This window comes from Pedobacter humicola, assembly GCF_056490705.1.
This window is the reverse complement of record NZ_JBWJIG010000008.1, coordinates 172152-190534: the sequence shown is the minus strand read 5'-3', so window position 1 is coordinate 190534 and position 18383 is coordinate 172152. Positions and strand designations below refer to the sequence as shown.

The window sequence follows — 18383 nt, the reverse complement described above, 5'->3', positions numbered from 1 at the left end:
ATTTGGCAATGTATTAACCAAATAAATCCATTTTGTATGTATAAAATTGTATCAGGCGCAAACATCGAAAACACTTATTTTTACTTCAGGTTCAATTACTCAAAGAGTACAACTAATCCTGACGAAACCAGCCCAAAAGTGCCCTTGGAATATACCGGAAATGAAAAATGTAGTGACCTGCCCCATAAAAATGTTCTTGATTTATTGGTCAAATTTTTAATTACATGCGTTACATTGTTGCTTTTCTCTCCGTTGTATGGATATGCACAGCTTAAACATGATAGGCACACGGAATATCCATCTTATAAAGGACTGGTAATGGCTGGCTATCAGGGCTGGTTCAGGGCCGAAGGTGATGGCACAAATTCAAAAAGTTATTCTTATGGAGATGAAAAACGCAGTGGTATCGATATGTGGCCAGATATAAGCGAGTATCAGAAAACCTATGATACGCCCTGGAAACTGAGTAACGGACAAACGGCTAAGTTTTTCAGCTCTCATGATAAAAGCACCATAGATCTTCATTTTAAATGGATGAAAGATTACGGGGTAGACGGAGTGTTTATGCAAAGATTTTTTAACAATGCTAAAAACAGGAATAAAGATGCCTCTGCCATCCTCAAAAATGCTTTTGAAGCGGCTTCCAAATATGAAAGGGCGATCGGTATCATGTATGATCTTTCCGGTCTTAAGGAATCAGGAGAAGATTGCTCTGCACTAATCGAAGACTGGAAATATCTGGTAGACCAGCTCAGGGTAACGAATCAGACAGGAAAAAAAACTTACATTCATCACAATGGTAAGCCTCTGGTTACCATATGGGGGATCGGGTTTCCTGACAGGCCTTATAACATGCGTAATATCGGCCTGGACAAATTTATCGATTTCCTCAAAAACGATCCGATATATGGCGGTTGCTCGGTAATGCTCGGGGTTCCGATGGCGTGGCGCACGCTCAATGCAGATTGCATTAATGACCCCTATCTTCATGAACTTATTGCGAAAAGCGATGTCGTACTGCCATGGTCGGTACAGCGTTATTCTCCTTTACTGCATAATGATATGGATCGGTTACGCGACAATACGATAGCAGATATGAAATGGTGCCGCGATCACCATATTGATTACGTCCCGTGTATTTATCCGGGTTTTAGCTGGCACAATTTAAGTAAATATGAGTTTCCTGATGATATCAAGCCTATAGCATCGATTCCAAGACAGGGAGGACGGTTTTACTGGCAACAAATCAGTACTGTTATCAATGCGGGCGCTACAATGCTCTATGTGGCCATGTTTGATGAAGTAAATGAGGCAACAGCAATATTTAAAGGAACGGATAATCCTCCGGTAAGCAATGTTACATCTTTTATCACCATGGATGGCAAACCCTCGGATCATTATTTATGGTTAACCGGAGAAGCTGCCAGGATGCTTAGAAATGAGAAGCCCTTAAGTATTAAGATGCCTCAGCGAAAATAGCCTTATGGCAGACTATTTTTTGTAAAGATGGTCTTAGTAAATCTAAAGTGCTCTTAGGAATAGAAAATTTCGGTAAATAATATTTGTCGGGCAAAGTTGCCCGAATTTAAAAAATAAAAATGTTAAACAAAAAGATCTGTATAGTCTTGTTTGCTGCAGGGCTAATTTTAAATGCTTCAGCGCAAACCAAGCATGGCAAAAAATCCAGTTTTTTATCCTATAAAGGATTGATTATGGCCGGTTACCAGGGCTGGCACAATGCCCCGGGGGATGGAGCCGATAGGGGTTGGTACCACTATACATCAAAAGGGAAATTTGCTCCCGGAAGTACGAATGTGGATCTTTGGCCCGATACCCGGGAGCTCAAAAAAGTATACCAAACCCCTTTTGTACTTGCAAACGGTAAGCCGGCTTTTGTAGGTAGTGCCCACGATGCTTCAACAGTAGATACCCATTTTAAATGGATGAAGGAATATGGCGTAGATGGTGTTTTTATGCAGCGTTTCGTTGCCGAGATCAGAGGAAGGTCAGGGCGCAATCATTTTAATACGGTCTTAAGTAATGCACTGAAGTCTTCCCAGAAATATAAAAGAGCAATTGCAGTAATGTATGACCTTTCGGGAATGGGCGGAGATGTGGGTGAGGTGCTGATCAATGACTGGAAAAACCTGGTAGACAGTATGAAAATCACCAGAAGGGGAAATAAGCAGACTTATCTCTATCATAACGGTAAACCGCTTGTGGTCATATGGGGCGTAGGATTTAGTGACGGACGGAGGTACTCCCTGCAGCATGTGGATAAGATCGTCGACTTTTTGAAAAATGATCCGGTTTATGGGGGTTGCTCAGTTATGCTTGGTGTTCCCACTTATTGGCGTGAATTTGGAAATGATACCGAGAAAAATCCACTGCTTCACCAGATCATAAAAAAGGCCGATATCGTTCATCCCTGGACAGTAGGTCGGTTTAAAAATGAATCCAGTTATGGCCGGTATGCTGAAATCCAGAAGGATGATATGAAATGGTGCAAACAGAATAAGCTAGACTATGTGGGGGTGGTATTTCCAGGATTTAGCTGGCACAATATGAATCCCAGGTCTCCCTCAGACCAAATACCGCGCAACAGGGGCAGTTTCTTCTGGAAACAATTGTCTACAGCTATTAATAACGGTGTTGAAATGCTTTATGTGGCCATGTTTGATGAAATCGATGAGGGTACGGCCATTTTCAAAATATCAAAAAATCCTCCCGTTGGAGCGAGCACCTTTGTCACTTTTGAGCAGGATATCCCCGAAGATTTCTACCTTTTCCTAACCGGATATGCCGGCAAAATGCTCAGAAAAGAAGTGCCGTTTAAAGAAGACGTTCCAATATATCGCATTAATCATATCAAATCATATTAATCAGGATCCTTTGTTCACGACGCATGCGTTATTATGACTGTAAAAAAAAAAGAGGCTGTATCAAATTAGATGATGCAGCCTTTTTTTTATTTTAGTACGTTTTGTACCATCTTTGGACACCAGCACGTTCATTTGCATTTTAGTCATTTGATTTTGAAAAAGGTGAAAGCAACAGCGCTTTTAGGCTGCTTTTTTCCTGATGTTTTGTGCAATTGCGATTAAACCCCATTCGATGGCCACTTTTTCCTTTCCACGGAGCATAAAGCGGCGGAAGCCGTGGTTCTGTTTGATATTTCCGAAGACAGGTTCTACATCGTAACATCGTTTCTTTCGCCGCTGTATTCCTTCTTCGCTGTTCAGCTTTTCGAATGCGTTTTGCTTGAGCCGGTTCAGGTTTTCATTGACTTCAATGATGCGGTTCTCTTTTGATTTATGGCAAACTGCTCTCATAGGACAGTTTTCACAATTCCTTGCCTGGTATCTTTTAAGGGTTTGCTTAAAGCCTGTTGTCGTCTTTTTTGTGTAAGACCCAATTGAGAACATTTGCTGGCCCATTGGGCAGATATAACAATCCTGCTGCTGGTTATAAAAAAGCTTGTCTGGGGCAAAAGGAGATTTGCTATTATACTTGCCCTTCTGCTGTTTATCAAACATGCCATATTTGACAAAAGCCTCAACTTTCTGATCTTCCAGCAGCTGGTAGTTTTCCTCAGAACCATATCCTGCATCTGCGGTAAGTTTCTTTGGTGCTTTTCCAAAGCTGCTCAGGTGTTGTTCCAGGTGGGCCTTCAGTGTAGTGGTGTCGGTGGGATTGGGATGTATCGTGTAATTGACGATAAACTGGTTAGAGGTAGATATCTGTACATTATAGCCGGGCTTTAGCTGCCCGTTTTTCATATGGTCTTCTTTCATCCGCATGAAGGTAGCATCCCTATCTGTCTTGCTACAACTGTTTCTCTCGCTCAGAATAGCCTCCTGAGCTTCATATTTGGCTATATTCTGCGGATAGTTTTTAGTTACATACTTTAGCTTATCCTTCACTTTCTTGTCTATATCTTTCCGTCCGGCAAGCTTTTCATTGAGTTGCTCTACAGCTTGTTTTACCTTCTGGCTATCAATCTGTTTAAAATCAGGTGGTTCAGGCATCTTGTCTTCATCACTGGCCACCTGTTGTGCATACTGCCAAATATCAGTCAGTTGCTTTTTCATTTTTTCCTTATTGGTCTGAATGGATTTCTTCCAGACAAAAGTGTACTTATTAGCATTGGCTTCGATCTTGGTACCGTCGGTATTGATTTCCTCAATGCTTAGTAAGCCTTCAGCGGCAAGTAGTTTTACCACCTCCTCAAATACACTGCGAAGCGCATTTTTAAGACGTACGCCCCGGAAACGATTGATGGTGTTGTGGTCAGGGTAGCTCATGGAGCTCAGCCACATGAAGTAGATGCTCTCCCGGCAGGCGGCTGCCAGCTTACGGCTCGAATAAGTATTGGTAACATAGCCATAGACCAGAACTTTGAGCAAAAGTTGGGGATGGTAGCTGGAGCTGCCTTTAATGTGGTAGGCTTTTAACAGAGGTTCTATGTTAAGCTTATTGATCACCTCATTTACTACCCTAACAGGATGAGAGTCGGGGATCAGTTCATCAAGAGTGGGCGGTATAGCAAGAATCTGCTGCTGGTTATAGGGCTTAAATACGGGTTGTCTGATCGCCATATCTTAGTAGCTTTTATACAATAAATATATGAAAATCAAGTCATTATATCAATGTCAAACCCAAATAAATCTTGTAAAAAAGAACCAGTAAAACGCACCTAAACAAATAAGAGGCTGATCATGATTTATGATACAGCCTCTCTCTTTTAAACAAAACCTAGGCATCCTTATTATCTATACAGATAATTGAGCGCAATAATATCGTTTGAATTAAAAGTGCCTGATCCCGAACCGGCGCAGGCCAGCATGAAAGATCCTGCATCAGCTGTTGAAGGGGTTCCCGGTATCCTGATGGCTCCATTAGCTCCCTGTCCCTCGTTATTCGTTCTGGCGTCAAAAGGACAACTGAAATCGCGGTTGAAATAGTCGGTGTGCCGGAAACCGATACAGTGTCCCACCTCATGCTGGATCACTGAGGTGATGTAGGCTGTAGTTCTTCCTCCATAGGCATCGGGATGGGTGTTCATCTGGATCCGACTACCTGGCGCTCCCGATGCATTAGGAAAACTGCCTATGCCCAGGGTAACCAGCCCATTTATATCGGCTGGTTCTGAAAATCCGAGCAGGTCGATATTTCCCCTTGTACCGGCTGCTGCGCGTTGAAATGTTAAACGAAGGCCCAGGGAATTATATCTGGAAATCATCGCATTGGCTGCATCACTAAATTTTTGGGGCAGGTTGGTCAGGGAAATGGTTACCACACGCGGTAGTCCCCTCACGATATTTGTAGTCCTGTACTGTTCAGTTTCTGCGATATTTAAACTTGTACCAACAGGCAGGGCTTTTAAGTTTTCTTCTGTCAAAAGTAGATCGCCTTCAACAATATAGCCATCTACTGTTTTGATCACGCCATTTGTGCTAAAGCCCAAAGCTTTTATTTGAGCTATTTTGTCGGCTCCAACCGGATCTTTGACCGTAGTCTCTGTAATCTTTTCTGTACTGTTCTCTTTGCAGGCATTTAAGCACACAATTGTTATGGGTATGGTTTTTTGGATGGCTGATGGTAACGATGCGAAAAAAAACGAAAAATAATGTGACCAAAATAACGATAGCTAAAAATGGCATTAATTATTACAACGACATAGAACTGATTAAAACATTAAATTACGATGATTTGAAAATTCGTCCGCAGAATGAAAAATATGATGTGTTTTTGGGCGAGATGGGAGAGGGCGGTCCTTTCTTACTAAACTTTTATGTTTTGGATCCTGAATCTGGTACGCTCATGAGAGAATGCGCTGTTTTAGATTCGGATGCTGTTATCACCAACAGCAACCAGCTTATCCGCCATTTCGTAACAGGTATATTATACTTCAGACCCGATTTAAAAATTGAACCTGGTGTATTAAATTTGTACCAATTGGAATGGGTTAAAAGTGAAATATCAAATTAGCAGCCAGTCTGAACTGCCCATTTTAATTAAAATCAGACCACTTTCAAAAGGTGCTTTTATAAAATCAAGGTAACAAAAAACCCCTTCAAGTTATTCTTAAAGGGGTTTAAAGCAGTGGGCCCACCTGGGCTCGAACCAGGGACCAAAAGATTATGAGTCTTCTACTCTAACCAGCTGAGCTATAGGCCCGGAAAAAAGGTATTCCTTTTTTGCGAGTGCAATGTTACAAAATTGAATTGAATTTCGGAAAATGTTTCTCGCAATTTTTTGAGGAAAAATAAATTTAAACTCATTTTCAGCGTTTTAATCTTATCAATAGATTGGAATGAGCTATTTTTTCTTGCAGGCCTCCTAGCACATTAACAAATTCGGTTATTTTAAAGTTTATTGATCTAAATCATAGTGTTCGAAATTCATTCTCAACTCGGTCAATCTTTTTCGATCAGATGCAGCAAACGCCATGTATATCTTTGTATCACTATGATGGATCAAAGAATAATTGATTGCCTCAGTTAAAAATGCCAACGAGATGAGCGAAGACAAATTGCCTAAACGACATTTATAACAATTTTTTAATTTCAAGCGCGTTAAAAGCAGCATAAGCTTCCTGATCATTGTCAAAGTATACATAAACATCTTTCTTTTCATTTAGCCATGCCTTACACATTTTAGCCCATCTTTTTAAATCCGGCCGGCTATACGAACCCTGGTATTTCTCTCCAGGCCCATGCAGCCTGATGTATACAAAGTCGGCAGTGGCCACGATGGGCGATTGATGCCCTGCAAGTTCATAAATACAGAAGGCACAGTTGTGCTTTTGTAAGAGCGTAAACACCTCATCACGATACCAGCTTGGGTTTCTAAATTCAAAAGTGTAGCGGTATTGTAGTGGGAGCATTTTTAAAAATCTTTCCAGACGTTCCGTATTGATGTTCCATTTTGGTGGCAGCTGAAACAGGATCGGGCCCAACTTATTTTCCAAACCCCGGCAGGCATTTAAAAATTCAACAATTTCTTCCGGGGCAACATTCAGTTTTTTTAAATGGGTAAAATACCTGTTGGCTTTAACGGCATAGGTGAAATTCGCCGGAGCCTGTTCCTGCCAGGCTTGAAAATTTTGCAGTGTTGGCTGACGGTAAAAGGAATTGTTCAGTTCTACAGTATCGAAATGCGCCGTGAAATATTGAAGCTGATCTTTCTTTTTAAGTTCTGAAGGATAAAAAGTACCTTCCCAATGGCGGTATTTCCACCCCGATGTACCGATGTAAGCTTTAGCTGATTTCATGTATGATGATAATTAACACCGCAATAACCGCTTATTATTCTGTTTCACCATTGGCGATCCCATCTAAAAACCATCCTGAGCGATATTCAAATCTGGCAGATCCGGTCTCTGATTGATGGGTAACCTTTCCCGTAAAATCGTGTGCGATATCACGGTCGCTTTCCAGTATCTGTTTAGCGGCCAGCGCATATTCATTTAAGTCCAACCCATCTTTGATAATATATGTTAGTTCTCCGTTTTCACTCCATAACGATTCGATTACCCCATCGTCGAACTTGTGCTTTAATGTTTTTAAATCTTCTTTCGAAATGCTCATTGGTACATCTTTCATGTTTATATTTTTTAATGGTTTACCTTAAAAACAATTAAAATGAGCCTTTGGTTCGGATTTGTTTTATTTGTTTTTTGTCCAACAGACATTCGATGGTTTTCTGCTTCTCCAAAACTTTGATGCATATTTTTTGTTTTTTTAAAAAGCGCTTCAATGGAAATAGACCTACGGAAAAGAAATATCGGATTAAATTTTAATGAAAATGGAGACGCTGAAATCAGACTTTGGGCACCGCTGGCGGAGGAGGTTTCTATTTTAAGATCAGACCGCAAAGTGGTTTTAGATCTTCATGATGAGGGCTTCGGTTATTGGTTTCTGAAAACAGACCAGATCAAACCATTAGAACAGTATAGTTTTAGCATCAAGACATTAGCTGATGGGAAAACTATTGAGCGTGCGGATCCTGCAGCGTTGTTTCAGACAGAAGGGCCGCATGGGCTATCTACCGCCTTTGATGTTAGTGCTTTCCCCTGGACAGATGCGGATTGGACAGTTCCAAGCCTCAGTGATTTTATTATGTATGAGCTCCATACCGGAACCTTTACACCAGAGGGCGATTTTGCGGCTATCGAAACCAAACTCGATTATCTTGTCGAACTGGGCATTACGGCAATAGAGATCATGCCGGTCGCTCAATTTTCGGGCAACAGAAACTGGGGTTATGATGGTGTATTGCCTTTTGCGGTGCAAAATACCTATGGTGGACCATTGGCGCTACAGCATTTGGTTAATGCCTGCCATGCCAAAGGTTTGGCTGTAATTTTGGATGTCGTTTATAATCATATGGGCCCTGAAGGCAATTATTTTGCCGATTTTGGTGCCTATTTTACCGATAAATACCATACACCCTGGGGGCAGGCCGTTAATTTTGATGATGCGGGTTCTGATGCCGTGCGTAATTACTTTATCGAAAATGCCATGATGTGGTTCAGGGATTTTCATATCGATGCTTTAAGGTTAGATGCGGTGCATGCCATCAAAGATTTTAGTCCGGTTCATATTCTGGCAGAAATTAAAACTTGCACCGAAAAACTTACTCAGCTTACGGGTAGGTCATATCAATTGATTGTGGAACTGGATTTAAATGACGACCGGTATATCCGTGCGGAAAGCGACTGTGGTTACGGTATGGACGCCCAATGGATTGACGAGTTTCACCATGCGCTCCGGGTTTGTACGGGCCAACCGAAGGATGGATATTATTCGGATTTTAACGGCGTGGCAGATCTGGCCAAATCTTATCGGGATGCTTATGTGTACACCGGACAGTATTCGGCACACCGGCAAAAAAAGTTTGGTGTGCCGGCAAAAGATGCTTCAGGTGATAAGTTCATTGTTTTTTCGCAGAACCACGATCAGGTGGGTAACCGAATGCTGGGCGAAAGAAGCAGTAGCCTGCTGAGTTTCGAAATGTTAAAGGTAATGGCTGGAGCCGTTTTTTGCAGTCCGTTTTTGCCCTTAATATTTATGGGCGAAGAATGGGCAGAAACTAATCCTTTCCAGTTTTTTGTTAGCCATAGCGATGAAGAGCTGATAAAAGCCGTGAGGAAAGGAAGAAAGGCAGAATTTGCCGCTTTCCACACTCAGGGAGAAATGCCCGATCCGCAGGATGAATCTACCTTTGAACGGTCGAAACTGGATTGGAAAAAAGCAGGTGAGCCGGGGCACAAGGTCATGCACAGTTATTATCAGGCTTTGATTGCACTACGCAAACAAAATCCGGTGCTACCTAACCTGGATCGGAAAAAGGTTGCTGCAGAAGCCTTTCCTGAAAAAAACTGTCTCCAATTAAAGCGCTGGAACGACAGTCAACAAATCATAGCCCTGTTCAATTTTTCCGGTCAACAACAATACTTAACCATTGATCCGGCATTTCAGCATTCAACGGTTTTGTTGGATTCTTCCCTGGTCAAATGGGATGGGCCAAATCAAGAGCCGAACCGTGTATCGGCTGAGGGCCAGATCACTTTATTTCCCGAATCCATTCTTATTCTTTTTAAAACAGATGTATAAACCAACTTCCACCTATCGGATCCAGTTTCATAAAAATTTTAACCTTAAATCTTTAGATCGCATCATTCCATATCTGATAGAGCTGGGGATCGGTACGTTATATGCTTCACCAATCTTTGAGGCGATGCCTGGAAGTACGCATGGTTATGACGTGGTAAATCCATTGAAGATCAATCCCGAAATTGGTACCGAGGCCGAACTGTTAAAGATTTCTAAAAAGTTAAAAGCGGCCGGGATCAGCTGGCTTCAGGATATCGTTCCCAACCACATGGCCTTCCATCCGGCTAATGCCTGGTTAATGGATGTATTGCAAAAAGGAAAGGATTCTGATTTTGCTCTTTTTTTCGACATCGATCTGGAAAAGGGCGATGGACGTTTGATGGTGCCGTTTTTAGGTGAAGACCTGGAAGATACAATTGCTCAGCATAAATTGACCTTACGGAAAGTTAAAGGCAATTACTATATAAATGATGGCGGTTCCGATTGGCCGGTAAGTGCGGAAACGACTAAAATGCTTTCGGCACAGGACTTAAAGAAAATCAATAACGACACTGTCGCTTTAACCGGAATTCTGCAAAACCAGCACTACCGCTTGTGTAACTGGCAGGAAACCGATTATAACATCAATTATCGCAGGTTTTTTACCGTTAATGGCCTTATCTGCCTCAATATGCAGTATCAGGAAACCTTCGATCTTTACCATCGCTACATTTTTGAACTGGTGGAAAAAGGTGTTTTCCAGGGTTTAAGGATCGATCATGTGGATGGGCTTTCTGACCCTAAGGAATATCTTCAACGGCTTCGGAAGGCGGTGGGGAAAGACGTCTACATCGTTGTAGAAAAAATTCTTGAACAAGGCGAAGAGATGCCCAAAAACTGGAAGGTGCAAGGCAGTACCGGTTACGATTTTTTGGCCATGGTAAACAATCTTTTTACCAATCAGGAATCAGAAAAGTCTTTCACGAAACTGTATCAGGAGGTAACAGGCAAAAAACTCAATCCATCCAGCCTGATCGAAGAAAAGAAAAGCAATATTCTGTTTAAGCATATGCAGGGTGAACTCGATAATTTATTCACACTGCTTCTGGAACTTAAACTGGCCGATTTTTCTGCCGTTAACCTGGCCGACCTTAAAATGGCACTTGCCAAAATGCTCATCAACATGCCTGTATACCGGTATTATCATTATCGTTTTCCGCTTGCTGAGGCAGATGCTGTTGCTGTTCAAAGTTTGTTAAGCCCCATTCTCCTTGATAAAAAGCTGACTAAAGCGGGAGCATTATTGAACGAAATTTTTTTAGAGAAACCCGGGAAAGCAAATAACGTTTACAACAAAAAAGTAAGTCGTTTTTTTCAGCGTTGTATGCAATTTACAGGTCCACTGATGGCTAAAGGGGTAGAAGATACCGCAATGTTTACTTATAACCGTTTTGTAGGCCATACCGAAGTGGGCGATGCACCTGATGCTTTTGGGATGGCGATGCATGCGTTTCATGATGAAATGCACCAACGTCAACAGTACTGGCCCTTAAGTATGAGTGCAAGCGCCACCCACGATACCAAAAAAGGGGAGGATGTCAGGGCTAGATTAAGTGTGCTTAGTGATCTTCCGGAAGAGTGGGCACAATTGGTGCTACAACTAAAAAAGAGTTTTGCAGCCATAAAAAAACAGCATCCGTCTTTTAAACAGTTACATGATAACGATATTTATCTGCTCCTGCAGACCATTATCGGTGCTTTGCCCTTTCAGGAAGGTGATGATCCTGATATTAATGAACGCTTGGCCCAGTTTATTGTAAAAGCCCTCAGGGAATCAAAAAAGCGGTCGGACTGGGCAAATCCTGATGAAGATTATGAGGATAACCTAACTCAATTTTCGCAGGCTATTTTAGCCGAAGAACAGGAGAGCGGTCGTTTGATCAGGGAATTTTTAAAACAGATTTTTGATTTCGCGATCATCAATAGTTTAGGTCAGCTTACCTTAAAATTCACCTGTCCGGGCATTCCGGATATTTATCAGGGAACGGAATTGTGGGATCTGAGCCTGGTTGATCCCGATAACAGACGACCTGTTGATTACGACAATAGGGCCAGCCTGATGGCGGCAGTTGATACACCAATTGATTTTAAAACGCTGTGGAAGGAAAGGTATTCGGGAAAGATAAAAATATGGCTGACCAAAACTTTGCTGAAGATCAGAAAATCGGAGGCCGAAGTTTTTGAGCGTGGTGCCTATATCCCATTGCAGGTTACTGGTAAGTATAACCAACACATCTGTGCTTTTGCAAGGCAATATCATCAGCGCTGGCTAATTACGGTGGTTCCTCTGGGTTTGGCTAAATGCTGTAAAATCCAACATGTACAGGCCGACAATTTTGACTGGGAAGACACTGCAGTAGTTTTACCTAATGATGCGCCCCTTGGTTGGGAAAACCTGCTTACCGGAAAAAAAGAATATAAAGACCCTTTACACGAAGGTGTCCTGATCAGCCAGTTGTTTAATCACAAGCCCTTGGCCGTGATCAAATTGATCCCTAAAAACAATGCACGTGCTGCAGGGGTGCTCATGCACGTTACGGCCTTGCCATCTTCTTTTGGCATTGGCGATTTAGGCCCGGGCGCCTTTAAATTTGTAGATTTTCTTGCTGCATCCCGACAACGGTACTGGCAGGTACTGCCCCTTAACCCTACCAAAAAGGATAGCGGTTATTCGCCCTATTCCAGTAGCTCGGCCATGGCCGGAAACACCATGCTGATCAGTCCGGAAAGCTTATCTGAAGAGGGCCTACTAAGCGAAAGCGATCTCAATGCCTGCAGGTTACCCGAAACAGCCCAGCTAGATTTCGAAAAAACGGAAGAAATTAAAGGGCGGATGTTGAATAAGGCCTATCAACTGTTTAAAAGCAGGGCAGATCAAAACCTGCTAAATGAATATGATGCATTTTGCAAAACTGAACACAGCTGGTTACACGATTTTGCGGTATATACCCGCATCAAGCAGTGTAATCAGTACAAGGAGTGGTTTAACTGGCCGGAACAATTTAAGTTAAAAGATAGGCAGGCCATTGTTGATTTTGAGCAGAGCAACCTGGCCGAAATTGAAGAAATAAAATGGAGCCAGTTTATTTTTTATCGTCAGTGGTATAGGTTAAAGGGATATGCAAACGCTAAAGGAATTAGCCTGATCGGCGATCTTCCATTTTACCTCGATTACGACGCTGTTGAAGTATGGGCGCAGCGCGAAAATTTTCTACTCGACAAAAACGGAAACAGGACCCAGGTTGCTGCCGTTCCTCCTGATTATTTTAATGAAAAAGGACAGCTCTGGGGCATGCCCATATACAATTGGGAGAAAATGAAAGCGGATGGATTTATATGGTGGGAAAACCGTTTGAAGAAAAGTGAACAGATCTACGACCTCATCCGTTTGGATCATTTTAGGGCCTTTTCTAATTACTGGCAGGTGGCGGCCGATAGTGAAGATGCGGTAAACGGCGCCTGGAAGCCTGGTGTGGGGGCTGCATTTTTTAAATTAATGCGGCAGAAATTGGGTAAACTTCCTTTTATTGCAGAAGATCTCGGTGAAATATCGGAGGATGTGGAGCAATTGAGAAAACAGTTCGGCCTGCCCGGGATGAAAGTACTGCAGTTTGCTTTTGGTGAAGATTTAGCTGGTTCGGTACACATTCCATATCAGTTCGACTCCACCAATTTTATGGTGTATACCGGAACGCATGATAACAATACCACCTTAGGCTGGTTTAAAAATGAAACGGATGCCAACCTTAAAAATCGCCTCTCCAATTATGTAGGTACCCCGGTAAATGATCAGAATGTCAATGCCATCCTGATCGGACTTTGTTATGCTTCTATCGCCAAAATCGCGATCATCCCCATGCAGGATATCCTCGGCTTGGATGAAACTGCAAGGATGAATATACCGGGTGAGGCCAAAGGAAACTGGGGCTGGAGCGCAAGCAAACAATTTATAAACGAAAAAACGATACACTGGCTGAAAGCAGAAACAGAACTTTACGGGCGCTGAAAAGATTTTAAAAATTCCACGTTCGGTTGGGCAAATGTGATCATCCAGATTGTTGTTTTTTTTGTAAGTTTGATATTGATCAGCTTTTAACAGACCGGATTTGCCTAACCTAAAACACATATCTTATACCTCTTTGGTGCTGCTGCTGCTTTTCAGTTCCTGTAAAAACGCTCCACAAACACCGGAAGATAAAGCAAAGGAACTGATCAATAAATTATTTGAGGCCCGTGAAAATCATACTTATGGTTACAAGGCGGGTGCATTTGGTAAACTGGACAGTGCTTATACCACTTATCGTGAAGACACGGTTTTCAAGATAAATTCAGACCGCATTTCTCACTGCCTGGATAAAAGTACAATAGCTTTTACCAAACTCGCAGAGATCGGCTACCGGACAGATACCACCAAAAACGAACGTAAAAAGGAAGCGTTATGGAAGCAATTATTGGCCGCTTCGGCAGAGCAAAAATTGTATAACGACAGTGCTTCCCTTTTTTCAGCCAAAATCGATTCTTTAAAAAAGCACTATAAACCCTTTTTCAGAGGATGGAAAATTAGGCATGAATATAAAGTTAATAATGCTTTTGGTATTCCGGCAGCGCAAAAAACGACTTTTTATTTTGATGTGAAATTAACCAGGATTACCGGGCCTGAAGAGATGGTTAAATTTGCTGGGAACAAACTGTAAGGGGATACCTTATGTTACTAAATCAGGCTTATCGTCCTTAATTGCTAAATGGTTATAACTACCTAAACCACCTAAGCACATCTCAGTTATTGGTACAATAATACACAAGGCTTTTAGTTATAATGAAAGAAGTTAAACGTTTAGGCTATTAGGTCAAACAATTGGAATCTGTAAATGCCGGTGTATCAAGGACCTTTATTGGCATGATGGATATTGAAAGATGCAACCGGTTACACGATAAAAATATTTGCTTAATTTTATTTTATATAAAAAAGTTGATGATCGGACTGTAACTATCTTTTAAAAGAATGGAGTATAAAGAAATAAAACCCCACCTGGCATTACAACCTTATATAGACAATTTTTGGGAATTGAAAGGCAGCACAAATGACGCACAATGGGAGCGGAACTTCCCTGATGGCTGCACCGGATTGGTGATGAATGTAGGTGAAACCTGTGTAACCGATAATGGTTCGGTAACGATGGATTATGGGAAAACTTATGTGGTAGGTGCAATGACCTCCTTCAAAGACAGTTTCATTCATGCCGGTACGCATTTATTGGGCGTGTGCTTAAAACCAGCGGCTTTCTCAAACTTTTATAACTATGCTCCACAAAATGAGCTGATCAATAGTACCATCGAGTTTGATAAAATCCATTCGTTTAATGTCGATAAAATCATGGAAGATCCGGCCATGTACCTCAACCAATTTTTTACGCTAAGGGCAGGGAATTTCAATAGAGAACTACAACCCGTGATCGCCGATATCCACCGTTCAAACGGTAAGCTTGGTATTTACGAAATTGCCAAAAGAAACTGCACAACCATAAAACAACTGGAACGGAAATTTAAAACCCATATTGGAATTTCGCCGAAGGCCTATTCAAATATTATCCGTTTTCAAAATGCATTGTCTGTAATGAAAAACGCTGCTCCGGAACAGAGCCTATTGGAAATCGCTTTTGAATGCGGTTTTTACGACCATTCGCATCTCAGTAACGAGATAAAAAGAAACACCGGACTTGCTCCCTCTCAACTTTGATTTTGTCGATTTTTTCCAAAGTAGCACTGCATGCCTGTTCGTAGTTTTGCTAAAAAAATAGATTTATGAAAAAAGTAATTTTAAATTTAGCAGTTAGCTTAGATGGTTTTATTGAGGGACCAAACGGAGAGATTGATTGGTGTATCATGGATGATGATATGAACTTTGATACTTTTATTGCCAGCGTAGATACGATGTTTTATGGAAGGGTGAGTTACAATGCCTGGGGGAATTTTGAACCTGATGAAAATACGGCCCCGGCTGAAAAAATGATGTGGCAAGGGATACATGCTAAAAATAAATTTGTTTTTTCAAGTCAGGACAGACAAAATGATAAAGCGACGTTTATTACTTCCAATATTGCAGGCAAAGTAGCGGAAATTAAACAACAAGGGGGAAAGGATATCTGGTTGTATGGGGGAGCAAAGCTCATCAAAACATTTATCGATTTAGGTTTGATCGACATTTATAAAATATCGGTTCACCCGGTAGTTTTGGGGAAAGGTAAACCCTTGTTTGAAGATTTAAAAAAGCGGATTGAATTAAAATTAACAGGTACCAATGTATTCCGGTCAGGCGTTGTGGAGCTTACTTATGAACCCAAAGAAAATACATAGAAAAAAAAATCAGTTGATTGACAGTATGCTTTTTGTGCCAACGCTCGTTTTTAACGAGCGTTGAATAGCAAATCGTTTACAACGATAAATCACGGCGGGAGGAACTGAAAGGTATGATGGACATTTAAATCCTTCCATATTGTTTCATTTTACCTTCAATATATAACCCAGTCCATAAACGTTTTCGATACTTACCTGTTCTGAGGATTTGAAAAGCCTGCGTAACCTTGAAATAAACACTTCGAGGCTTTTGCCGTTAAAATAGTCGTCATTTCCCCATAAGGCTAAAAGAATATCTTTCTTCTTTACCACATGATTGATATTTCCTGCCAAACGGTCTAGTACTTCCGATTCCCTTACGGTAAGGGAAATTTCTTTACCATCGGGCATGAGCACCAATAACTGATCTTTTTGGTAACTGATGTCGCCAATAGTAATATAGTCTGGTTTTGAATGCGAATCCGCTTTAGGATTACTGGAAAATTTATTGATGATATTTCCGATCCTTAACACCAGTTCTTCGATTTCGAATGGTTTGGATATATAATCTATCGCACCGAGTTTGAGGCCCCGAAGCCGGTCCTGTTTTTCGTTGTGGGCGGTAAGAAAGAAAAAAGGCTGGTTCGCGTTTATCTTTACCATTTCCGTAGCCAGGTCGAAACCATTCATATCCGGGAGTTGTACATCAACAATCACCAGTTTGTTATCCAGTTGGTTTGCGCCGTAATAATCCAATGCCGAAGTAGCCGTCTTAAACCACAATACACTAAAGCCCCTTAATTTCAGGTATTCCGAAATTACGTTGCCCAGGTCTGTTTCATCTTCAATGATTACGATATCATAAAACATATTTCTTTCGATTTAATGATTTGTACTGTCCAACATTTGCCCGGCAGGTATATGTACCAGAAATTCAGTCCCTTTCCCCGGTTCTGTTCTCACGCTGATTTCCCAGCCATGAATATCCAGGCATTGTTTAACATAATACAGCCCAAGCCCGAGGCCCGAAATGGTACTGTCCTTACCCCCACGGAAGAATTTATCAAATATTTTTTCTTTTACAGCATCATCAATTCCCTTCCCGTTGTCTTTAATATGGAGCGTATGACCGCCCTTATGACTTGTAATGAAAAGCACGGTCATTTTAACATCGCTATGATTATGTTTAAAGGCGTTATCCAGGATATTCTGCAACATAGTCGTAAACACAAAAGGATCGATCATGATCAATATTTCCGAGCCATGAGGATCGAAAGTGAGGCTATCGGGTGCCTGGAGTTTTATTTTATAATCGTTAACCAGGGTAAGCACTTCATAATTGAGGTCAGTTTCTTCTAAATTGATGTTGTTGTTGATTTCCGAAATCTCCAGCATCTGGTTAATGTGCGAATGAAGTCTTCGGGCCTGCCTTTCTACAATATGTACTAATGTTTTTACACGAGTCCGGTCATTAAGCACCTCATCCTCATGCAGGCTTTTACTGGCCACCAATATGGTGGTAATTGGGGTGTTAAATTCGTGTTTGATGCTGTTCAGGAAATCCGATTTAACATCAGTTTCTTTTTTCTGCCGCATCCAGCTGATATAGGTATAATAATTAATTCCCACAATAATGATAATGCACAGCGCGACCAGCGAAAATGTCGGCAGCATTTGATAGGCTACTTTTAAGGTGCGGCCAGGAGGATCAACAAAAAGATTAAAGGTAATTCTATAGTCGTAAACCAGTTTGCCGCTAACCGAAAGATTGGTTACCCTGTTCTGAAGGCTTGGATCGGCCAGGGTACCATCAATGACCACACCGAAGGGTGTTTTTTGGGCTGCTTTAAAGTCGGTATGGCTATGGTTGTCGAAAATGGTGATATTCCCGATTTTGGTGTCGAAGTTGATTTCTATCTGCTGGAAAGTAAGGAGGTATTGTAGGTTGCTGTCAAGGCCGTTCCTTTTTACGATCGACTGGAAAACACTATCCATAGTACTTTCCTTTTGCAGGTCTTTTAACAGGGTGTTGCTCACGCGTTGAGAAAGCTTAGCAAATTCTTTTTTATTACTGAGGTAAGCTTGTTTTAGCGCTGGCATATTACTGGAGAGGATTGAATCGATGATTTTTCCACCGCCCCTATACACCTTATCTTCTGATATACTGCGTCCATATTCATCGTTGATCAGCGTTTTTTCCTTTAAACTATAGTCTCTGTCTCTCAATACATAAGAATTATAGGTTAATCTGAGCTGTACCAGGAGCAAGATCAGAAAACTGACCAGCACAACGGACTTATATATACGATCTTTCATTTTATCCCTTAAAAATAGACGTATTATTCCACAAATACCATAACGTTAAGCTTTTGTTAGGTTTCTGTTACGGTT

Annotated in this window: 14 protein-coding genes and 1 tRNA gene; 8 read left to right on the top strand and 7 right to left on the bottom strand. The window is 41.5% G+C overall.

Features of this window, described 5'->3' with window-relative positions; translation table 11 throughout:
- Nucleotides 1-36 precede the first annotated feature (36 nt).
- Both AC04Q1_RS14540 and AC04Q1_RS14535 read left to right on the top strand, forming a co-directional pair.
- On the top strand, nt 37-1479 hold the full coding sequence (locus AC04Q1_RS14540; RefSeq protein ID WP_478365314.1) for a glycoside hydrolase family 99 protein: 1443 nt from the start codon (nt 37-39) through the stop codon (nt 1477-1479).
- Between the two features lie 119 nt (nt 1480-1598).
- Nucleotides 1599-2882, top strand: a complete 1284-nt coding sequence (locus AC04Q1_RS14535) for a glycoside hydrolase family 99 protein (RefSeq protein ID WP_478365313.1) — start codon at nt 1599-1601, stop codon at nt 2880-2882.
- A 180-nt stretch (nt 2883-3062) separates the two neighbouring features.
- Here AC04Q1_RS14535 and AC04Q1_RS14530 read toward each other — a convergent pair whose 3' ends face one another.
- Together AC04Q1_RS14530 and AC04Q1_RS14525 are read right to left on the bottom strand one after the other, a co-directional pair.
- Nucleotides 3063-4598 carry an IS1182 family transposase gene (locus AC04Q1_RS14530; RefSeq protein WP_478365312.1) on the bottom strand — a complete coding sequence of 512 codons (1536 nt, stop codon included), beginning with the start codon at nt 4596-4598 and terminating at the stop codon, nt 3063-3065.
- 170 nt (nt 4599-4768) lie between these two features.
- Nucleotides 4769-5566, bottom strand: coding sequence for a M57 family metalloprotease (locus AC04Q1_RS14525; protein ID WP_478365311.1), 798 nt, complete (start codon nt 5564-5566; stop codon nt 4769-4771).
- Between the two features lie 65 nt (nt 5567-5631).
- On the opposite strand from AC04Q1_RS14525, the gene AC04Q1_RS14520 reads away from it, so the two are divergent.
- On the top strand, nt 5632-5991 hold the full coding sequence (locus tag AC04Q1_RS14520; RefSeq protein ID WP_478365310.1) for a hypothetical protein: 360 nt from the start codon (nt 5632-5634) through the stop codon (nt 5989-5991).
- Between the two features lie 115 nt (nt 5992-6106).
- Here AC04Q1_RS14520 and AC04Q1_RS14515 read toward each other — a convergent pair.
- The 3 genes from AC04Q1_RS14515 to AC04Q1_RS14505 all read right to left on the bottom strand — a co-directional run bounded on the left by AC04Q1_RS14515 (nt 6107) and on the right by AC04Q1_RS14505 (nt 7607).
- A tRNA-Ile gene (locus tag AC04Q1_RS14515) sits at nt 6107-6180 on the bottom strand.
- A gap of 370 nt (nt 6181-6550) precedes the next feature.
- Nucleotides 6551-7276 (bottom strand): DUF72 domain-containing protein, encoded by a 726-nt coding sequence (locus tag AC04Q1_RS14510; RefSeq protein ID WP_478365309.1) that lies wholly within the window; start codon nt 7274-7276, stop codon nt 6551-6553.
- Between the two features lie 34 nt (nt 7277-7310).
- A complete protein-coding gene (locus AC04Q1_RS14505) occupies nt 7311-7607 on the bottom strand; it encodes a hypothetical protein (RefSeq protein ID WP_478365308.1) in 297 nt (98 codons plus the stop codon).
- Between the two features lie 153 nt (nt 7608-7760).
- Here AC04Q1_RS14505 and treZ point away from each other — a divergent pair, with 153 nt between their 5' ends.
- From treZ to AC04Q1_RS14480, 5 genes are all read left to right on the top strand, one after another.
- On the top strand, nt 7761-9620 hold the full coding sequence (gene treZ / locus AC04Q1_RS14500) for a malto-oligosyltrehalose trehalohydrolase (RefSeq protein WP_478365307.1): 1860 nt from the start codon (nt 7761-7763) through the stop codon (nt 9618-9620).
- Nucleotides 9613-13665, top strand: coding sequence for a malto-oligosyltrehalose synthase (gene treY, locus AC04Q1_RS14495; RefSeq protein WP_478365306.1), 4053 nt, complete (start codon nt 9613-9615; stop codon nt 13663-13665). Before treZ ends, treY begins: the two co-directional genes overlap by 8 nt.
- A gap of 100 nt (nt 13666-13765) precedes the next feature.
- Nucleotides 13766-14353, top strand: coding sequence for a hypothetical protein (locus tag AC04Q1_RS14490; RefSeq protein ID WP_478365305.1), 588 nt, complete (start codon nt 13766-13768; stop codon nt 14351-14353).
- Nucleotides 14354-14661: 308 nt separating this feature from the next.
- Nucleotides 14662-15396 (top strand): DUF6597 domain-containing transcriptional factor, encoded by a 735-nt coding sequence (locus AC04Q1_RS14485; protein ID WP_478365304.1) that lies wholly within the window; start codon nt 14662-14664, stop codon nt 15394-15396.
- 65 nt (nt 15397-15461) lie between these two features.
- Entirely contained in the window at nt 15462-16013 is a 552-nt protein-coding gene (locus AC04Q1_RS14480) for a dihydrofolate reductase family protein (protein WP_478365303.1), read from the top strand.
- A gap of 144 nt (nt 16014-16157) precedes the next feature.
- Here AC04Q1_RS14480 and AC04Q1_RS14475 read toward each other — a convergent pair whose 3' ends face one another.
- Nucleotides 16158-16862 (bottom strand): response regulator transcription factor, encoded by a 705-nt coding sequence (locus AC04Q1_RS14475; protein ID WP_478365302.1) that lies wholly within the window; start codon nt 16860-16862, stop codon nt 16158-16160.
- Between the two features lie 12 nt (nt 16863-16874).
- Entirely contained in the window at nt 16875-18308 is a 1434-nt protein-coding gene (locus AC04Q1_RS14470) for an ATP-binding protein (protein ID WP_478365301.1), read from the bottom strand.
- Nucleotides 18309-18383: the final 75 nt, after the last annotated feature.